The sequence below is a fragment of the Streptomyces sp. NPDC031379 genome, from assembly GCF_055569615.1.
In genome coordinates this window covers 134,606-152,457 of sequence record NZ_JBVIIT010000009.1, presented here as the reverse complement: position 1 = coordinate 152,457, position 17,852 = coordinate 134,606, and the positions used below count along the sequence as shown (strand labels likewise).

At 69.4% G+C, this 17,852-nt stretch carries 15 protein-coding genes and 5 pseudogenes; 9 read left to right on the top strand and 11 right to left on the bottom strand.

From position 1 onward, the window contains the following. Window positions 1-31: 31 nt before the first annotated feature. The 3 genes and pseudogenes from ACZ5CW_RS15560 to ACZ5CW_RS15550 form a co-directional block, all read right to left on the bottom strand. Window positions 32-253, bottom strand: a pseudogene (locus ACZ5CW_RS15560) (hypothetical protein); the annotation flags it as partial. A gap of 151 nt (window positions 254-404) precedes the next feature. Next, window positions 405-1,367, bottom strand: coding sequence for an ATP-grasp domain-containing protein (locus tag ACZ5CW_RS15555; RefSeq protein ID WP_468601391.1), 963 nt, complete (start codon window positions 1,365-1,367; stop codon window positions 405-407). Between the two features lie 907 nt (window positions 1,368-2,274). Beyond that, window positions 2,275-2,472: pseudogene (locus ACZ5CW_RS15550) on the bottom strand (transposase); the annotation flags it as partial. Here ACZ5CW_RS15550 and ACZ5CW_RS15545 point away from each other — a divergent pair. After that, a pseudogene (locus ACZ5CW_RS15545) lies at window positions 2,455-2,554 on the top strand (IS5/IS1182 family transposase); the annotation flags it as partial. The pseudogenes ACZ5CW_RS15550 and ACZ5CW_RS15545 sit on opposite strands and share 18 nt — an antisense overlap. 72 nt (window positions 2,555-2,626) lie before the next feature. Here ACZ5CW_RS15545 and ACZ5CW_RS15540 read toward each other — a convergent pair. The 4 genes from ACZ5CW_RS15540 to ACZ5CW_RS15525 all read right to left on the bottom strand — a co-directional run bounded on the left by ACZ5CW_RS15540 (window position 2,627) and on the right by ACZ5CW_RS15525 (window position 5,440). Then, on the bottom strand, window positions 2,627-3,061 hold the full coding sequence (locus ACZ5CW_RS15540) for a VOC family protein (RefSeq protein WP_468601389.1): 435 nt from the start codon (window positions 3,059-3,061) through the stop codon (window positions 2,627-2,629). Between the two features lie 218 nt (window positions 3,062-3,279). Beyond that, window positions 3,280-3,897, bottom strand: coding sequence for an SUKH-4 family immunity protein (locus ACZ5CW_RS15535; RefSeq protein ID WP_468601387.1), 618 nt, complete (start codon window positions 3,895-3,897; stop codon window positions 3,280-3,282). Window positions 3,898-4,184: 287 nt separating this feature from the next. Beyond that, the gene (locus ACZ5CW_RS15530) at window positions 4,185-4,613 is read right to left on the bottom strand and encodes a hypothetical protein (RefSeq protein ID WP_468601385.1); all 429 of its coding nucleotides are present in this window, start codon (window positions 4,611-4,613) and stop codon (window positions 4,185-4,187) included. Window positions 4,614-4,762: 149 nt separating this feature from the next. Beyond that, a complete protein-coding gene (locus tag ACZ5CW_RS15525) occupies window positions 4,763-5,440 on the bottom strand; it encodes a class I SAM-dependent methyltransferase (protein WP_468601383.1) in 678 nt (225 codons plus the stop codon). Window positions 5,441-5,523: 83 nt separating this feature from the next. On the opposite strand from ACZ5CW_RS15525, the pseudogene ACZ5CW_RS15520 reads away from it, so the two are divergent. Next, window positions 5,524-5,898, top strand: a pseudogene (locus ACZ5CW_RS15520) (helix-turn-helix domain-containing protein); the annotation flags it as partial. A gap of 14 nt (window positions 5,899-5,912) precedes the next feature. On the opposite strand, the gene ACZ5CW_RS15515 reads toward ACZ5CW_RS15520, so the two are convergent. Then, a complete protein-coding gene (locus ACZ5CW_RS15515) occupies window positions 5,913-6,341 on the bottom strand; it encodes a VOC family protein (protein ID WP_468601381.1) in 429 nt (142 codons plus the stop codon). Window positions 6,342-6,531: 190 nt separating this feature from the next. After that, window positions 6,532-7,347 carry a class I SAM-dependent methyltransferase gene (locus ACZ5CW_RS15510; protein ID WP_468601596.1) on the bottom strand — a complete coding sequence of 272 codons (816 nt, stop codon included), beginning with the start codon at window positions 7,345-7,347 and terminating at the stop codon, window positions 6,532-6,534. Between the two features lie 79 nt (window positions 7,348-7,426). On the opposite strand from ACZ5CW_RS15510, the pseudogene ACZ5CW_RS15505 reads away from it, so the two are divergent. Further along, a pseudogene (locus ACZ5CW_RS15505) lies at window positions 7,427-8,542 on the top strand (glycoside hydrolase domain-containing protein); the annotation flags it as partial. Window positions 8,543-8,638: 96 nt separating this feature from the next. Here the strand turns inward: ACZ5CW_RS15505 and ACZ5CW_RS15500 are convergent. Further along, window positions 8,639-9,502 carry a choice-of-anchor K domain-containing protein gene (locus ACZ5CW_RS15500; protein WP_468601379.1) on the bottom strand — a complete coding sequence of 288 codons (864 nt, stop codon included), beginning with the start codon at window positions 9,500-9,502 and terminating at the stop codon, window positions 8,639-8,641. Window positions 9,503-9,521: 19 nt separating this feature from the next. Beyond that, a complete protein-coding gene (locus tag ACZ5CW_RS15495; RefSeq protein ID WP_468601377.1) occupies window positions 9,522-10,136 on the bottom strand; it encodes a hypothetical protein in 615 nt (204 codons plus the stop codon). Between the two features lie 664 nt (window positions 10,137-10,800). On the opposite strand from ACZ5CW_RS15495, the gene ACZ5CW_RS15490 reads away from it, so the two are divergent. The 6 genes from ACZ5CW_RS15490 (at window position 10,801) to ACZ5CW_RS15465 (ending at window position 17,808) form a co-directional block, all read left to right on the top strand. Beyond that, window positions 10,801-12,438, top strand: a complete 1,638-nt coding sequence (locus tag ACZ5CW_RS15490; protein ID WP_468601375.1) for an NHL repeat-containing protein — start codon at window positions 10,801-10,803, stop codon at window positions 12,436-12,438. A gap of 204 nt (window positions 12,439-12,642) precedes the next feature. Continuing rightward, window positions 12,643-13,728 (top strand): hypothetical protein, encoded by a 1,086-nt coding sequence (locus tag ACZ5CW_RS15485; RefSeq protein ID WP_468601373.1) that lies wholly within the window; start codon window positions 12,643-12,645, stop codon window positions 13,726-13,728. Beyond that, window positions 13,721-15,373 carry a polyprenyl synthetase family protein gene (locus ACZ5CW_RS15480; RefSeq protein ID WP_468601371.1) on the top strand — a complete coding sequence of 551 codons (1,653 nt, stop codon included), beginning with the start codon at window positions 13,721-13,723 and terminating at the stop codon, window positions 15,371-15,373. Before ACZ5CW_RS15485 ends, ACZ5CW_RS15480 begins: the two co-directional genes overlap by 8 nt. Continuing rightward, complete coding sequence (locus tag ACZ5CW_RS15475) at window positions 15,370-16,107, top strand: hypothetical protein (protein WP_468601369.1); 738 nt, start codon at window positions 15,370-15,372, stop codon at window positions 16,105-16,107. The genes ACZ5CW_RS15480 and ACZ5CW_RS15475 overlap by 4 nt, the downstream gene beginning before the upstream one ends. Window positions 16,108-16,220: 113 nt before the next feature. Continuing rightward, window positions 16,221-16,691, top strand: a complete 471-nt coding sequence (locus tag ACZ5CW_RS15470) for a hypothetical protein (protein WP_468601367.1) — start codon at window positions 16,221-16,223, stop codon at window positions 16,689-16,691. A 145-nt stretch (window positions 16,692-16,836) separates the two neighbouring features. Then, window positions 16,837-17,808 carry a hypothetical protein gene (locus ACZ5CW_RS15465; protein ID WP_468601365.1) on the top strand — a complete coding sequence of 324 codons (972 nt, stop codon included), beginning with the start codon at window positions 16,837-16,839 and terminating at the stop codon, window positions 17,806-17,808. Window positions 17,809-17,852 lie beyond the last annotated feature (44 nt).

The following is a 17,852-nucleotide window of genomic DNA, read 5'->3' as shown; positions in this document are numbered from 1 at the left end:
CGCAGTCACACTTTCCGGCGTACGGCGGACACGTCTCCCAGGTGATCAGGCCGTCCTTGACGTACACCTTCCACGAGCAGGAGCCCGTGCAGTTGACGCCGTGCGTGGAGCGGACGACCTTGTCGTGGGCCCAACGCTCCCGGTAGGGAGTGTCGTTGACACCCTGATCGGTGCGGAACACCGCCCGCCGGTCGGGAGTGGTCCCGGTCCGCCGCAGTATCCCGCCGACCCGCAGCAGCTGGTCGGCGGCCAGTGCCGCCGCTCGTTCCGCTTCCCGTCGGGCACCGCGCCGTCCCACCGTGTTCACTCCCTACGCAGTGTTGTGCAGGGCATGGGGTTTCCGTGGCGGCGGGACTCAGGTCGTGGCCGCGGCCGGCGCGCGTCGAATTTCGGTACGAGTGGACTCAAAGACTCCTGCGCTCGGCCTCCTCGGTCAGGAATCGACAGAATTCCGACGTCAAAGGCAGGCCGGTCAAACCCTCGAGGAAGAGGAACTGCCCCTGCTGGTTGACCTCAAGCCATACGCACTCACCCTCGTCGGTCAGCTTGAGATCGACGATTCCCATCCTCAAGCCGAGTATCGTCAACACATTCAGCAACTTCACGCGGATAGAATCGGGCACGGTCCACGACTGAATGTCGGAATCGAGTTGCGCGCGCCAGTCGAGAGCCTTCGACGTGATGAGGACGGCTATCACCCGTTCGCCGAAGCACTGCGCTCGCACGTGGCAGCTGCCCGGGATGTACTCCTGATAAATCGCTGGCGCAACCATCATGGCTTTGTCTGAGGCGAGGTGGCGTTCAGTGACCATCCTGGTGAGCAGGCCCGCCTTGCGCGTACCCATGACCGGCTTGACGATAGTCTTACTATGCTCTTTGCAGAACATTCTGATTTCGTCAGGGTTTTGACTGATAATCGTCCGGGGCACGCGGAAGCCTGCTGCTTGGGCAGCGCGCAACTGGACGAGCTTGTTCTCCGCATAGAATGCACGGACGGGGTCATTGATCCATGCCCCGCGAAAGCACGTCAGCAGCGTTCCGACCAGCGCCGCACGGCAATCGTTATTGACGAGATCGACCTGCGCCGGATCGCTCAGAGACCACGGCAGCTGCTGATCTCTCTGCGCCCGTCGCCACCAGAGAACATCGAGCGTCCGAACGTCCACCGCTTGGCCTGACCGCGTCGGCAACCGGCAGGCGCCCTTTGAACTCGTCGTGCCAGCCCAGTTGATCATCGAACTTCCGGACAAGCGGTCAATTTCGATGATATGACAAGAGACTTGCCCCAGATCCTCCAGGCCGCGCTGAATCAGCAGGGCATGAAGATCATCAGCGGCTGTGGCGATGGCAATTCGACTCTTACCCACGTGAGTCAAAGCTGGTCAGAGTCGCAATAGTTTGTTTCCCCTGGGCCACAGTAGGAAAGTGTCGGCAGTCCCCGGGCCGTGCCACTTTTGACCCTCAGACCCGTGAGTTCCTGGACCTTCTGCTCCCATTCCGAAAAGCGGTCGGGCGTCAACACCTCGTATTCCGCTGGGGGATACATGAACACGACCGGCTGGGACTCTTGCGGCCATTCATGTCGATCAGAGTCCGCCTCGTAGGGCATCTCGGCCATTGAGTGCTCCCGCCAGACTAGAGTAGGTCGCTATCGCAATCATCGGGTGGGTTGAGTGAGCAGAAGGATATGGTCCCCAACCTGCCACTCTCCTTTTGGCTCAGCTCCGGCGTAAAGCCAACCAGCTCGGCCATCTTCGTTTCCCATTCCCGGAGCCGGTCTGGGTTATCTGCCACGACTTCGTAAGCACTTGGCTTGCCCCAGAATACGACCGGTTGCCCCTTCTCCGGCCAGCTGTGTCGACCCGGAGATGAGTCAAATGACTGTGCTTCCATCACATCCCCCTTTCACCGGACGCAAGCTCCGACGACTTTGTCCGAGCCACGTATGTCCAGGGTAAGCGCGCTGGCCACTGGATCGCATGTCGGTGGAGATTGCGCTGGTCAGCGCCGCTTTCTGGTTGCATGTGTGTCGCGCGATTAACTCGCTCGCGCTACATGCCCAGCGAAGGAACGAGGCCAGCCGTCAGAGGTCTATTCATCCTGTTGTTTCATCCCTGGACGCGGCTTTGACGGGCTGGGGTCGGGGCGCGCCAGGAGAGGGTGTCCTCGCCGGTGAGACGGTGGGCCATGAGGTCGGTCATGGCCAGGTGGATCATGGCTTCGGAGCGGCGGTGGAGTCCTGGACGCCGGCCGTGGTGACCAGCACCGCTAGCAGCAGGCCGAGGGCTCGGGGCCTTTCGCTACTCGCTGGCGCACCAACTCCCCCAGCAGACCGTTGAGCTGGGCGAAGACACCGTCCTGCCACCCGGCGAAGTAGCCATAGACGCTTTGATGCGGCGGGAAGTCGTGCGGGAGACAGGCCCACCGGCAGCCGGTGCGATCCACGTGGAAGATCGCGCCTGGAAGATCCTTCGCGGCTGCCATCCTGAAGGGCGACGGCGTTCACACCGCGATGCTCGGAAGAGGTCGGCTGCACAACCTCGCCCTCACGGGACGACTCCCGCCCCCTAGGAGCCCAGAGAGGTCCAAGGGAGGCGGCTCCCCACCTCGTCGGCTCGGAGGATGCTCAGTCGAGACAGAACTCGTTGCCCTCGATGTCCTGCATCAGGATGCACGACTCGTTGTCGTCATCGGCCAGCAGCGTTCGCACGTGTACCGCGCCGAGCGCGACCAGTCGTGCGCATTCGGCCTCCAGTGTGGCGAGGCGCTCCTCACCCACGAGTCCGGTGCCGGCCCGCACGTCGAGATGCACCCGGTTCTTGACGACCTTGCCTTCGGGAACGCGCTGGAAGAGCAGGCGCGGGCCCACACCCGAGGGATCACTGCACGCGAAGTAGATGACCTGATCTTCAGGAGGCAGCGAGCGGTGATAGTCCTCCCACGTGGCAAAGCCCTCCGGGACCGGCGGTACGACATACCCCAACACCTCGCACCAAAAACCGGCGAGTCGCGCGGGTTCCGCGCAGTCGAAGGTGACTTGGAACTTCTTGATCGATGACATCGGCGCACCATAGCAGGGGGCTGCACGAGCAACGGGTGCAGTAGCGCACCCCGGCTCCGGGAGGTCGTGGACAGGGCGAACACCGCCTGATGCGGCACTGGGCCGGGGCCAGGCAGAGTGTGGAGTTGGTCGGGCAGGTCGAGGAGGAGACCGGTCCCCAGGAAGGCGGCCCGCGCACCGCGCAGACCGGGCGGTGCGTGGGCGGCATCGGCCGGCGGTCACCCGTAGAGCGAGCGGGCTCCCGGGCTGTTGCCCTTGAAGCGCTGGCCTGCGGCGATCTCCTCGCCGACCACCGACCAGACGGTCTCGTCGTCCTGGAAGGGGAGCGGGTCGATGCTGCTCGTCTCCTCACGGATGCGATCCACCTCGCCGTCCAGGCGCTCGAAGTCGGCTTCCTCGTCGCCGTCGTCGCCGCTGAAGGTGAACTCCTCCAGCAGGCGCTGGAACCGGAGGGTGACCTGGACGAGGGTGGAGACGTCCGTGTGGAGTTCCTGCACGGTCTCCTCGTCTGGGTCGAAGGCGTGCACCTTGCCGGATACGGGGTCGAGGGCGAGGTGGGCGTTGAGCAGCCAGCCGATGACGGGCCAGTCACCCGCGCCCTCCGCGGCGTCCTCGAAGTCCTCGATGTGGACGACTTCCTGGACGAGGGGCAGCAGGCCGTCGTCCTCGTCGGGCTGACGCAGCAGGAGCGTCCCGGTGGGGACGCCGACGGTCCCCAGGAGGCGGGCGCCCTCGGTGTCCGCGGTGGAGGGCGGGAAGGCGGTGGCGGGCAGGGTCGCGATCCGGTCCTCACCGAAGATGTCGGCGAGTTCGCTGCGGGTGACGTCGAAAAGCACTGCCGGAACTCCGAACTCCGCGGCGGCACGGGCGCCGTGGGTCTCTCAGTGGATGGAAGCGGACACAACGACATCGTTGCGGATCGAGGCGCTTCCGGCGACTTTCGATTCCGCCCCGCCCGCTCACCCGCCCTCTTGCACAAACTGTAGGTGGGAGTCGTAGATGCTGCGAACGTGACCTCCAAGCCGCGCGGCCCGATCCTGCGTCTTGCTGGAGCTGACGCGGTGGTTGGAGACCCTGGGACGGATGAACTCCCAATCGGTATCAGACAGTTCATGGCGGCATATCACCGCCATGAACCACCTCGAGATGAGTGGACTGCAGGAGTCGGCTGGTAGCTCTCGACGCCGGCAGCGCGCTGCACTCTGCGTACTCCTTCGGGCGCGGCCCAGTCGCCCGAGAACCCGAAAATTCCCAGGTGGGTGGGCTCATCGCCGGTGTACAGAACGACGTACACGCCGGTCCACCGCATGCGGCACTCGTCAAGAAGTGTGTCCGCGCGGTCAGGTGAAAATCTCATGGCCGCATGGGCCTGGACGAGAAGCTCCTCGAACCGGCCGGGTGTGGGGCGATCGGTGCCAAAATGGTGCACGATGCGCTCATGTGCCAGCGGGCGCAGCGTCCCGTAGTCCGCGACGTCGTGGGTTGAGGCAGTGGCGGTTGTGTGGACGACGCGATCGATGTCCAGGATCGAGTGGGTCCCCTCCTCCCCCATGAACTCCTCGTCCTGCCACAGCTCCTCAACCGAGAGCCGGGACGCACGACCTACCGCCGACGGCTGCGCCGCACGCCCGCCTACGACCAAGATCTCGCGTGCGCCTGTCCCAGGACCTCGGCGACTCCGTTGCGGCGACCCCGCGGTCACTACAGCCGACGCGCGCGCAGCACCACGTCGTGGGTGTGGTGCGCGCCGGCGCCGCCGTCCGGTACGACGCGGGGCCGCTGCTCGTCCACCTCCACCTCCCAGTCTCCGTCCAGCAGGGCGGCGACCATCGGGGGCCAGACGTAGTCGGCCGGGTCGAAGCCGCTGTCGTGGGCGTGCTGCGTGTCCATTCCCGCGTGGTGCACGAGCAGCAGTACGCCGCCGGGTGCGACGGCCGCGAGCAGCGCTCGCTCGGCCGCGGCGTCGGGGGTGCGCAGCAGGGCCGGGTACTGCGCGGAGACCAGATCGAAGGAGGCCGGCGGGAGTGCCGCCTCCGTCAGTGCGGCATGCACCCAGCGAACGGCGACACCGGCGTCCCGCGCGTGCCCGGCCGCCCGCTCCAGCGCCACGCCCGAGACGTCGAGCGCGGTCACGTCCCAGCCGCCGCGCGCGAGCCAGACGGCGTCCGCGCCCTCACCGCATCCGACGTCGAGCACCCTGCCGGGTGTGAGCCCGGCGACCTCGGCCACGAGCGCACCGTTGGGCCGGCCGCTCCACAGCTGTTGCCGGTCGGCGTAACGGTTGTCCCACTCCGCCCGCACCTCGGGATCTCCGGCATATCCCTCGGCGGGCGAAGGGATGCTGGACGCGGCTGCTGCTTCAGCGATTTTGTCGGTCATGGGCTGACCGTCGCCCAGCGCGTGCCGGTCACGCCACTCCTGTTGCCGGTCCGGCAAAACTGCGCTCAACGCATGATCTTGCCCTGCCTGGTCTGATCATGACGTCGGAGCCATCCTGGACAGCCCCGTCCACCGGGCTGAGCCCGCGGCAGTTCGCCAAGCTGGTCACTGCGATACGGAGCGAAGGTACGAGCCCAGTACGCAAGGGCCGACCGTGGAGCCTGATCCTGGAGGACCGGATCCTGCTCATAGCGGCCTACGAGCGTACGAACTTGACGCTGCGGCAGCTCGCCTGGCTGTTCGGAGTGTCGAAGTCGGCCGCTGACGGCATCATCGGCCACCTCGGACCGTCGCTCGCGCTTCAGCCCCGTCAGCGGTTCCGTAGGGACGCCGTGCTGAGCGTCGACGGCACCCTGGTCCCCACGCGCGATCATGCGGTTGCCGAGCATCGCGATAACCCCGCCCCAAATGCTCAGTCGATACAGAACTCGTTGCCCTCGATGTCCAGCATCGGGATGCAAGAATCATTGCCGTCATACAGCGTTCGCACGTGTACTGCGCCGAGCGGGATCAGTCGTGCGCATTCGGCCTCAAGTACGGCGAGGCGTTCTTTACCCACGAGTCCGGTGCCGACCCGTACATCAAGATGCACCCGGTTCTTGGCGGCCTTCCCTTCGGGGACGCGCTGGAAGTACAGTCGCGGGCCCACACCTGAGGGATCTATGCAGGCGAACCATGAATCCCGCTGCTCAGGTGGCTGCGAACGCTTGAAGTCATCCCAAGTGGCAAACCCCTCCGGTGGCGGCGGTACGACGTACCCCAACACCTCGCACCAGAAACGAGCGAGACGCTCAGGTTCCGCGCAGTCAAAGGTGACTTGGAACTGCTTGATCGCTGACATCGGTGCACCGTACCAAGGAGACTTGAGACTCTGCCGCTCATTTCCCCAGGGGGATCCGCAAGATGATCGATTCCAAGGGGTTCAGTGGTCGTAGGCGGTCAGTGCGCGCGTGACCGGCCGGCCACGCATGAACCTGGCTCCACTCATCAGGGCCCCTTGGAATCGATCACCCAGGGAACCGGGAGGCGCTCTACCGGCGGACCGCCGAGATCAGTCCGCCGGGCCGCTCCTCGCCCTGCGGCGGGGTGCTGGTCGGGCGGCCGTAGGCGGCAGCGCGCTCGCGCAGGGTGTGGCTTTCGGCCTCCCAGCCGTGCCCGGCCAGCCAGCCCACCGGGTCGTCGGGCATCTCCGAGACCCACATGGACGCCGCCGATCCCGGCACGGCGTCCGCGCCGAAGCGCTCGATCACGCCGCGCGAGCCCAATGTCAGCCCCATCCGACTGCCTGCCGCCGACTGCGCGCTGATCCGGGCCAGCAGCAGCTCCACCGCGTCCTCGGGCAGATAGATCAGCAGTCCTTCGGCGATCCACACGGTCGGCACCGCCGGGTCGTGCCCTGCGGCGGCCAGCGCGCCTGGCCAGTCCTCACGCAGATCCACCGCGACGGTGATCCGCTCGCAGCGTGCGACGGCCCGCTCCTGGCGCAGCACCGAAGCCTTGAAGTCCAGTGGCGCGGCGGTGTCGACCTCGAACAGCCGGGTGCCCTCGGGCCAGTCCATCCGGAAGGCCCGGCTGTCCATGCCGGCGCCGAGCAGCACGACCTGCCGGACCCCGGACGCGGAGGCCTGCTGCAACAGGTCGTCGAGGAACTTTGTCCTGATGACGATGGAGAACGACACGGCCAGCCGACGGCGGCGCGCGGCCTCGTCGCCGGGCAGTGGCGGCGAGGAGGGCCACAGGCCGCCGGCGGTGGCGAAGGCCCGTGCCAGTGGGTCGCGGAACAGCGCGTTCTCCCGCTCGGTCTCCAGCGCCCGCACCCTGGCCACCCCCACCGCCGTGGCCCACACTCCCGACGGCTGCGCCCGCTCCTGCTCATCAGTCACCGCGCCAGCCTAGGTGATCGATTCCAAGGGGGCCTGACGAGTGGACCAGTACCGGGCGCAGATCCAGCTGCTGGCGCTGCTCAAGCCCACCGTCGCGGGCGAGTTCGCGCAGTCGCTGTACAACTTCGCCCGGCAGAACGGCGGGGTGTGGGACCGGTGGGCGTTCGACTCGCTGGCGCGGCAGGCGACCGACCCCCGTCCGGACGGCCTGTCGGACGCCGGGTGTCCCGGGCAGTGCGTGGGCCAACGCCCCCATCTGGCACAGTACTTGACCTCCGGCTATGCGGCGCAGGACGTCTGTCACTGCTGGGGCGGTGCCGCGGAGACGCTGGAGGACGCCGTCGCCGACTTCGCGCTCGCGGGGTGGGCCGGACGGCTCGGACGGGCGCCGGAGGCGAAGACGTTCGGCGAGCGAGCCGCGTACTGGCGCAACGTCTTCAACCCGGACGCCACCGCTCACGGCGGCTACATCCAGGCGCGCAACCTGGACGGCTCCTGGGTGACGCCGTTCAGGCCGGGCAGCGACCTGGGTTTCGCGCAGGGCACCAGCGCCACCTACACATGGATGGTGCCGCAGGACGTCCAGGGCCTCGCCCGGGCGATGGGCGGCCGTGAGGCGGCGGCCCAGCGACTGGACGCCTTCTTCCACAAGGCCGACGGCTCGTGGTCGCTGCACGGCGGCGACCCGCTGCGCTACGACCCGACCAACGAACCCGGCATCCACGCCCCTTGGCTCTACAACGCCCTGGGACAGCCCTGGAAGACCCAGGCGACGGTCCGCCGACTCCTGGACACGGTCTACGGAACGGGCCCGTCGGGGCTCCCCGGCAACGACGACCTCGGCACGATGTCGGCGTGGTACGTCTTCTCCGCCCTCGCGCTGTATCCGCAGACCCCGGGCAGTGCGAATCTTCTGCTGGGCGCCCCCGTCTTCCGCAAGGCGGTGCTGGACCGTCCCGGTGCCACGGACATCGTGATCACCGCTCCTGACGCCGACGACAGCCACCTGTACGTCGACGCGGTGCGCCTCGACGGGCGAGCGCTGGACCGGTCGTGGACGGGTTCCGGACCGACGCTGCACGGCGGCAGGATCGCCCTGCGGCTGGCGACGCGGCCCAACACCTCCTGGGCCACGGACCCGGCCAGGCTCCCCCGCTGAAACCGGCCGCCCCGTGATCGCCGAGGCGACAGCAGGCGGGTGACCGGTGAGGCCGGCCCTGGCCTCACCGGTCACCGCGGGACCGACGGGGACGCGCTACGGCGTGGCGTTCTTGTTGAAGCCCTTGTCGAGGTAGGGGTACTGGTCCACGACGAAGCCGTCGTGGACCAGGCGGCCGATGCCGCCCTCGTCACGCCAGACCTGCTCGGAGGAGCCGAAGGAGAATCCGCCGAACTCCTGGCGGACCTCGTCGGTGTAGACCCGGTAGCGCTGGCCGGGCTGGATGACCGTTCCCGACGGGAACCTGTAGGTGCGCCCGGTGGGCTTGGACTCCACCATCCAGCCGGTCAGGTCCTGGGGCGCGCCACCCTTGTTGAAGATCTCGATGTATTCGTCGGGCTGGCCCGTGCCGTTGCCCAGGTAGCGGAGGTCGGAGATGATCACGTCCGGCTCGTCGAAGGTGAACATGCAGACGACTTCGGCGAAGTTGACTCCGCCCTCGGGGCTGCGGAACTGCCGGACGATCTGTCCGTTCCGCTTGAACCCGCTCACGACCGCCCTGTACTGCTTGCCGTCGATCGTGACGGGCTGGGGGTGGATGAACTCCTGCAGGTCGACCAGGTCGTCGTCCACGGGACTGCTGCCGGTGCTGTTGGGTGTCTCGTTGTGATGGAAGGCGAAGTTCAGGTCGGTCGTGCTGCCGTCCTCGAACATGACGTTGATGGCGAGCATGACGTTGAACTGGCTCGGGCTGACGTTGGTGGGGAGGTTGCGGTGCACGAAGGTGCCGACGACGAACTCGGTGCCGTCGAGCTGGACGTCCGCGGCCGCGCCGCGGAACTGGTACCCGCTCTGCGAGCCGCTGCTGCCCCATCTGACGTCGGCGGTGCCCAGCCCGTCGACCGGGGAGATGGCCGGGGTGGTGGTCGGGAAGACGCCGGAAGTGACGACGGTGGTCATGTCTCTGACTCCTGCTCTCTCAGTCTTCGTCCTCGATGACCTCGGCCTTGAGCTTGGCCGGGGGTGCGGTGCCGATCTGGGCGACGCCGTCCGTGAAGCGGCCGGGCCTGGCACCGTCGACGGCCTCGAGACCGCAGGTGTAGACGATGCAGTCCTTGTCCTGGTCGGTCGTGTTCAGGTGCACGTGGTAGGTGAAGGTCAGCGTGCGCCCGTCCGCGCTGACCTTGGCCTGGACGGGGGGCAGACTGCCGCCCGTGGTCTGGTCCATGCGCTTGTACTGGGCTCCCACCATGCCGTTCCAGCGGAATCCGGTGGGGGCGGTGAAGACGTGCTCCCGCTCGCCGGCGTCGACGGTCTCGCTCCAGTTCGGCGTACGGACGCAGACGTTGATGGTGGTGCCGAGGCCGCCGGGGGCGTCCTCGACACCGCCTTCCTGCCACACCACGAGGGCCAGCTTCTGCGCGCGGCCCTGCTCGTAACCCCAGTCGTAGCCGTTCGCGTAGTGGTCCTTCTCCCCGCGTGAGCCGTCGCGCGGCGGGTCGGCGTACGGGCGGCCGGAGAGCGCGTCGGCGCGTCCCTGCTCCTCTCCCCGTTTGTAGGCTTCCTTCTTCGTGGACTGCACTTCAGTGGCCATCCGGGTCCTCCTGGGGCTGTGATCGAAGCGTGCGTGGAAAGGGACGCCCCGGTGCGGCCCCCGCCCGGCTCGGCCCGCAGGAGGCGGGCAGGTCCGGGCACCGTGTGCTCGCGGTCGGCGCGGGAAGCCACGGGAGCGGTGCCCGGAGTCGGGATGCGGGACTCCGTCAGCGGCTTCGGTCGGGGCGTGGCGTGGGCGAACGGAGTGCACCGGGCCCGTCATCCGCGTCCATGGTTAGCCCGAGCCTGCGTGCGGTATGCCGCTGTTCCCCCTTTTGCAACGCCGGATCGATTCTGCGTCACTTGTTCGAGTGGAACTGAGGCGCACGGGGCGCATGGGGCGCACGGACGGGGAGCGCATCGGGCCCGCACCGGCTCAAGTCGTGGGCGCTCACGGCCGTCTGTCCCCGGCGGGAGCCCACCGTCCCTCCCGGCGGGACCCGGCCGTCCCGGCGGGATCCGGCCGTCCGTCTCCAGCGGTTCCTCCCTCGTGCGGGTGGAGCGTCCGGTGCGCTGCTCCCGGCGGTCGTGGCCCGGCCGGTATGCAAGGGGCAGCGACGGCCCGGAAGGGAGACTGACATGCGGGTGACGAAAGCGTGGAGGGTGAGGGACAGGGTGAGGGACGCCGCCCAGGCGCCGCTGCGACGGGGGCGGGGGGTGACGGTGTGACGCCCAAGGCCACGGCCACTGCCGGGACACGGGAGGCGGTCGCCCCGGACGGGCACGATCCACTGGTCACCGTGGCGGGAAACGGCACTGCCGGATGCTCCGGGGACGGGCGGCCGGCGGTGGAGGCGCAGCTCGCCTTTCCCGGGGATGTGGCGGTGGGGCCGGCAGGTGTCTTCATCGCCGATCACGCCAACCACAGGGTGCGCCGGATCGACGGCTCCGGCGTGCTGACGACGGTCGCCGGGGACGGACTGCGTGGCTTCGCCGGGGACGGCACGGCCGCGGTGCAGGCCCGTCTGGGCTTCCCGTCGGCTCTCGCGGTCGGTACGGACGGGGGTGTCCTCGTCGCCGATGAGCTGAACCACCGGATCCGCCGGATCGACCCCTCGGGGGGCATCGACACCGTCGCGGGAGACGGCACCCGCGGCGGCGAGGGCGACGGCGGGCCGGCCGACCGTGCGCGGCTGGACGCTCCCTGCGCCCTGGCCGTGGACGGCTCCGGATCCCTGTACGTCGGTGAAGCGGGCACCCCCAGGGTGCGCAGGGTCGGCGAGGACGGTGTCATCAGCACGGTCGTCGCACCGTCCGGACGGTCTTCGGGCTCGGGTGCGGCCGACGCGGGCGAGGTGTTCCTGCCCGCGGGTCTGGCCACCGACGAGGCGGGCCGGCTGTACATCGCCGACCCGGTGGGCCGTCGGGTGCTGTTGCTGGCCACGGACGGGACTCTTCAGGTGCTGGCGGGGCCGCCGGACGGGAGCGCCTGCGCCGTGGCGGTCGACTGGAGCGCACCGTGCGCCGTGGCGGTCGACGCGCACGGGGCCGTCTACGTCGCCGACGTGAACGGACACCGCGTGTGGCGGCTGGCCGACGGAGCGGCTCGTGTCGTGGCCGGGACGGATCCAGCGGCCGATGGGGCGGCGAGGGACGCCGGCGGCGCCCTGCTGGCGTATCCGTGCGGTCTGGCCGTGGATCCGGCCGGGCGGCTGCTCGTGGCGGACAACTTCCACCACCGGATCGCGGCCCTGCCCCTCACCGCCGTACCGTGCGAGACCACCGAGCAGGAGGCGGGCGGCGAGACCACCGAGCAAGACACCGGCCGCGAGACCACCCAGCAAGACACCGGCCGCGAGACCACCCAGCAAGACACGGGCGGGAGTCCGGAACGGGACACCGGAGCCGACCGTGCGCAGAGCGGGGACGGGGCCGCCGCGGCAAGGCTGCTGGTACGCCAGGAGGTCGGGGTGGAGATCCCGCGCGGCGGCAGCGAGCTGCTCCACGTACGGGTGTCGTCCGCCGACGCATGGGCCCCCGGACGCGTGGAGCACCGCTTCACCGCGCCGACCGGTCTCGTCTTCGACGGCCGGGCGACATGCGCGTACTACCGTGTGGACGGCTCCGTGGTCGCCGCCCCGGAACCGGTGGCAACGGTGCGGGAGAACGGCAGGATTCTGTCGGTGACGGACGAACCCCGGTTGAACACACCCGGCCATCCGTCGGCGGCCCTGGTCTACACCCTCGGCGTCCGGGCTCGGACGGATGCCGAGCCGGGCCGGTACTCCGACGGCCGGGCGGTGATCGCCGGCCAGCCGGAAGTACGCCTGAAGGCGAGCGTCCTGGGAGACGACGAGGACTGAGACGAGGGCCGACAAAGGCCGGCGCGAAGACCGGCCGAAGACCCATGCGAGACCTTGAGCCGTCTGTGGCGCGCTATCCGCCATAGGCGGCTCTTTGCGATTCCAAACCTTGAATATGGAGGTGAACGTTTCTTTGCTCCCAGGTCACCCGGGTGAGCCGCACCAATTGCTACTCCATGCGAACAATGGGTTAGCTTTCGAAACGTGACTACGGCCGTCCTGCCCAGGCTCGGGCCCCCGGGGCCCTTCCCACACGCCCCGCTCTCCCACCCGCTCGATCGCAAGTGGCTGCACTACGCGTTCCTGTCCCGGTGCGGCCGGCAGGCGCTGATCGCCAACCTGTCCGTACTGGGTTCCTCCACCGGCGTGGTCTTCGCGGATCCGGGCGCTCCGGCCACCGGACGACGCAGCGGCACCGGCACGGCCGCCGAGGGACAGCACATGGCGATCCTCCTCCTCCACGAGGAGGGGATCGGCTGGAGTTCGACGCAGTTCAACGCCGATCAGCCCGAACTGCCCTGGTCGGCGTTCCGGTTACCCCATCCGCACGGCGAGGCCGGCGCGTTCCGGGTGGCGGCCCGGTCGGCACGACCGGCAGCCGATGTGCGGCTCACCCGCACCAGCAGGCCGTGCACCTCGCAGTGCGCGCCCTTCGGCGACAACGAACACCTGCGGTGGCAGTCGGAACCCGGCGTCCTGGGCACCGGCACCCTGCGGCACGGCAACGGCACCGTCACGACGACGGACCTGCTGGGCTACCACGAACGGGTACGCGGCCGGTGGTCCTGGCCCACGCTCGGCGGCTGGGTGTTCGGGTTCGTCAACGACCCTTCCGGCCCGGCCGACGCCGCTCCGCCCTCGGCGGTCGTCTTCACCCTGATCCAGCCCGCGCATCCGGCGGACGCGGCCAACGGGTCGGTCATGCTGTGGCGCGACGGACGCATGGTCCGCCACTTCCCGCGCCGCAACCTGCGGGTCGCGGTCAGCGGCACTCTGGACCGCGACCGCGTGGCGATGGTCCCACCGCTGGCGGACGTGCTGGGCACCCCGCCGACGGCCGCGGTGCCCGGCCGGCTGCTGATCACGGCCCGGCTCGGCGACGACCGTCTCGTTCTCGACTTCCGCTCCCACACGTCGGGCCGGATCGCCAACCCCTCCGAGACGAGCCTGCATCCGTTCAGCGTGCACGAGACCCTCGGCCCGTGCACCGTGGAGGGCCGGGTCGGCGGGCGTGACGTCGGCTTCCGCACCCAGGGCATCGTGGAGTTCGCCGGCGGTGCCCATGACTGAGACCGTGCCCGCGTTCACCGGTGCCCGGCTGCTGGACGAGACGGTCACCGCCCTGTCCGACCGGGCACCGGCCATCCTCGCCGCCGCCGCCGACCAACTGCGCGACATCCGGCTCGGCCTGCAGTTCAACGACGGCAGCCACGCCACGCTCACCGCACGGCACAGCCGCATCGTCGTACGCCAGGACCGCTGCCCGCAGCCCGACGTCGAGGTCGTCTTCGACAACCGGGCCATGAACCTGCTGTTCGACCTCCAGCGCCCACCCGTCGACCAGGTCCTGCCCGACAGCCTCGACGTCCGCGGCTCCCGGGACGACACCCTCGCCGTGTGGCGCGCCTTCAGCCTCCTGTCCCAGCGCGCGGCCGGCCTGCGCAGCATGCAGGAACTGTGGGGCGCCTACCGCGAACAGGCCCCTCAGCTGTGGGGAAGCACGGCACCATCCGCCCGGGAACCGGCCGGCGATCCGGTCGACTGGACGGCGCTGGACTTCCTGGCCCGCCGCTCGCCCGAGGACACGCCTCCACCACCGGCGCTGATCGGCGACACCACCGTCAGGCCCGCGCGCCTGCTGTGGGACGGCCTCGTCAGCACCAGCTGGTCGCTGGAGGAACCGGTCCGCGACGCGGACCTGATGGAGACCATGCGCCGGTGCCGGGCCCGCACCAACGAGGAGATCGAACGGCTGCTGCCGGACCGCGAGCCGCGCGCCGAGCTGTACGACCTCATGCGCTCCTACCCCGCGCGGCAGGGCAAGGGGCTGCGGCCCACCCTGACCATCGCGGCCTGCGCCGCCTTCGGCGGACGCCCCGACGACGCCGTACGCGCCGCGGCCGCGCTGGAGCTGTTCCACAACGGCTTCCTCGTCCACGACGACATCGCCGACGAGTCCACCCACCGGCGCGGCCTGCCCACCATGCACGAGGAACACGGGCTGGGCCTGGCCGTCAACGTCGGCGACGGCCTGAACCTGCTCGCCGTCGACGCCGTCCTGTCCAACCTCGAGACACTCGGTCTGGTCCGCACCCTCGGCCTCATCCACGAGGCGGTGCACATGTGCCGGGAGTCCATCGAGGGCCAGGCGCTGGAGCTGGGCTGGATCCGTCACGAGGTCGTCCCCGAGGCCGACGACGCCTACTTCACGATGAGCACGAAGAAGACCGGCTGGTACACGTGCATCAGCCCGTGCCGCATCGGAGCCGTCTGCGCCGGTGTCACCGACCCTGCCGTACTGCGCCGGTTCGACGAGGCGTTCCGGCTGATCGGCATCGCCTTCCAGATCCAGGACGACATCCTGAACCTGGTCGGCGAGGAGGCCCTCTACGGCAAGGAGCCCCTCGGGGACCTGCTCGAAGGCAAGCGCACGGTGATGCTGATCCACCTGTTCCGCACTGCTTACGCCCACGAGCGGCCCCGCCTCTTCGACGTCCTGCGGCAACGCCGCACCGACAAGACCCAACAGCACGCCGAGGAACTCCTCGCCGCCATGCGGCGGCACGGCTCCATCGAGTACGCCACCGATCTCGCCGACCGGCTCGCCGCCGAAGGCATCGCCCGCTTCGAAGAAGACCTGCGGATCATCCCCGAAAACGAGGGCAAAGCCGTCCTGCGGCAGATCGCCCACTACGTCACCTCAAGGCCACTGTGACCACCACCACGACCACACCCCCGCCGGCCGGTCCCGCCACCGGCCCGTCGGCCCCCACCGACCACCGGGCCTTCGCCTTCCTCGGCCAGGTCAACAGCCATCTGCGCCAGTGCCTGTGCACCCTGGCCCGGCACGGCGTGGCCGCGCGCCGGCGCGAACCCGAACGCGCCCGCGCCCTGCTCGACACGGTCCGCCCCTGGCCCCTCTACAAGGGCGGCCAGTTCCTCTTCGACCTCATGGAATGGGAGGACCTCATGACCGACGGCGACCCCCCAGCCCTCATGCCCACCGAGCGGATCGTCTCCGCGAGCGTGCTGCCCGTGCAGTGGCTCGCCACCGCCACCGCGCAGGCCCCCACCGCGGCCAAGCTGATCCCCGGCCAGCACACCGCCGCCGCGCTCGACCTCCCCCTGCGTCTGCTGGCCACCACGGCCCGCGCCGCCTTCCAGGGTGCCGCGCAGGACCTCACGGACCTGATCGGCATGTCAGGGGCCCGCGACGAGGACGGCGACGACAACGGAGACGGCACCGGAGACGACACCGGAGACGACACCGGAGACGACACCGCCGCGCACGCCGGCACGGACGAGCGCGCCGATGAGCCCGCCGACGGCGAACTGCCTCCCCTGGAAGCGGGGTTCTACCTCTACGAGGACATCGCGCTCGGCGCCCTCGTCGTCCTCGGCCCCCTCCTGGCCGACCACGCGCCCACCGACCCCGCACCCTCCGCCTAGCTCACGACGTCCGGCTTGCGCCCCGGCCCCGACGGCCCATGAGCAAGGCCCCCCGAGCCCGCCACCGGCGGATCCGCCCCCCGCGGACACACCCATCCACAGAAGGGAATCCCATGGCCACGCAGACTCAGGCCCCCGTCGAATCAGGATCCGAGAACAAGCTGTACATCCTCCAGCAGGGCATCGTCGAGGACGCGCCGGGCGGAGTGCCGGCCCACCTCAGCTTCGGCATCCTCAGCACCGTCCCGACCCCGGTGAACCCCGGCGACGTCACCTTCACCCTCAAGGCACCCACGGGCTTCGTGTTCACCAGCTGGCTCTCCTGGGCCTACCACGACGTCAACACGCTCCAGGCCAAGGGCAACCTGCAGACCACCCAGGGCAAGCTCGCCGACGGAGGCCGCACACTGACCTTCACCCACAACCCGTACCTGTCCACCAACCAGGAAGCCATCGGCTACGCCGCCCAGGTCACCGCCATCGACGGCGCCACGCCCGGCCGCTACACCGACGGCCAGCTCAAGGTGGGCGCCGCCAATCCGATCAAGCTCAAGGGCCGCGTCCTCGACCCCGACGAGGACTGACCCCACCACCCCTCGGCGGGCGCCGCTGTCCGTGTGATCCCCCCTGCGGCGGCCGGCGGAGAGGTTCGTAGGCTGGCGGTGGTCTCGGGGATCCGGCTCCGCGAGTGGGGCTGGACGAGACCACCGCCAATCATGGAGGGACGGGATGAGCAGCCGCGGTGACATGCGCTTCCCGGTCGTCGTCAACGGCCTCGACCACCTGCACAGCTCGGTCAGGTCGCTGGTCGACGAGCCGGAGGGCCGCGCGCTGAGGTACGCGGTGCTGCATCTTCAGTCCGCGGCCGAGACCCTGTTCAAGGCACGTCTGGAACGGCACGATCCGGCCCTGGTGTGGATGCACCCCATGAAGTTCGACGAGCGGCTCCACCGCCTGGGCGAGTTCAGGAGCGTCGGGACACCGGGCGCCCTCAGGCGCCTGCGCGACGACGTGAGGATCGCGCACCCGATCGATCCGGCGAACGGCGCCCTCACGGCCCTGGGCGATGTGCGCAACCGTCTCACCCACTTCCCGGGCGCCGACACCGCGGTCGCCGTGGAGGCACGCGCCCTGCCCGTTCTCGACCTGCTGCTGACGTTCATCGACGAGGAGCTGCTGCCCGACGACAGCATCGATGCGGCAAAAGAGGCGCGGGAGCTGACGGAGACCGTCAGACCGCTGGTCGGCCGGATCCGCGCTCTGGTCGACCGCCGCCTGGCCCCGCTGGGCGAGAAACTCGAGCTTGCCGGCGGTCACACGCTGCGCTGCCTGTCCTGCGGCCACTTCACGGCGCTCGTCACTCCCGGGAACGCCGGTGTGCGGCCCGTCGGCTGCCTGCTGTGCGGCAAGGCGTACGAGAACATCGCGGACGCGGTGGACGCCTACGGCGCGGGCAGCTTCCCCGGGGCGACCACCGAGGGCGGGCAGCCGCCGGCCTACGCATGCGCGGAGTGCTCCTCGCGAGAAGCATGCGTCGTGCTGACCCAGACCGCTGACGATCTCGACGCATACGTGTGGCTGTGTCTGTGTGGGGCACACCAGCTCGAAGGTGTCTGCGGCCACTGCCGACGGGCCGCCGACCTCGCCCCCGGGACCGATGTGTGCGGCGACTGCCTCACCACCCGGTACACCGCGCCCTGACGGACACGCCCGGCTCCGCCCCGGGCACGGACGTCATCAGGTGG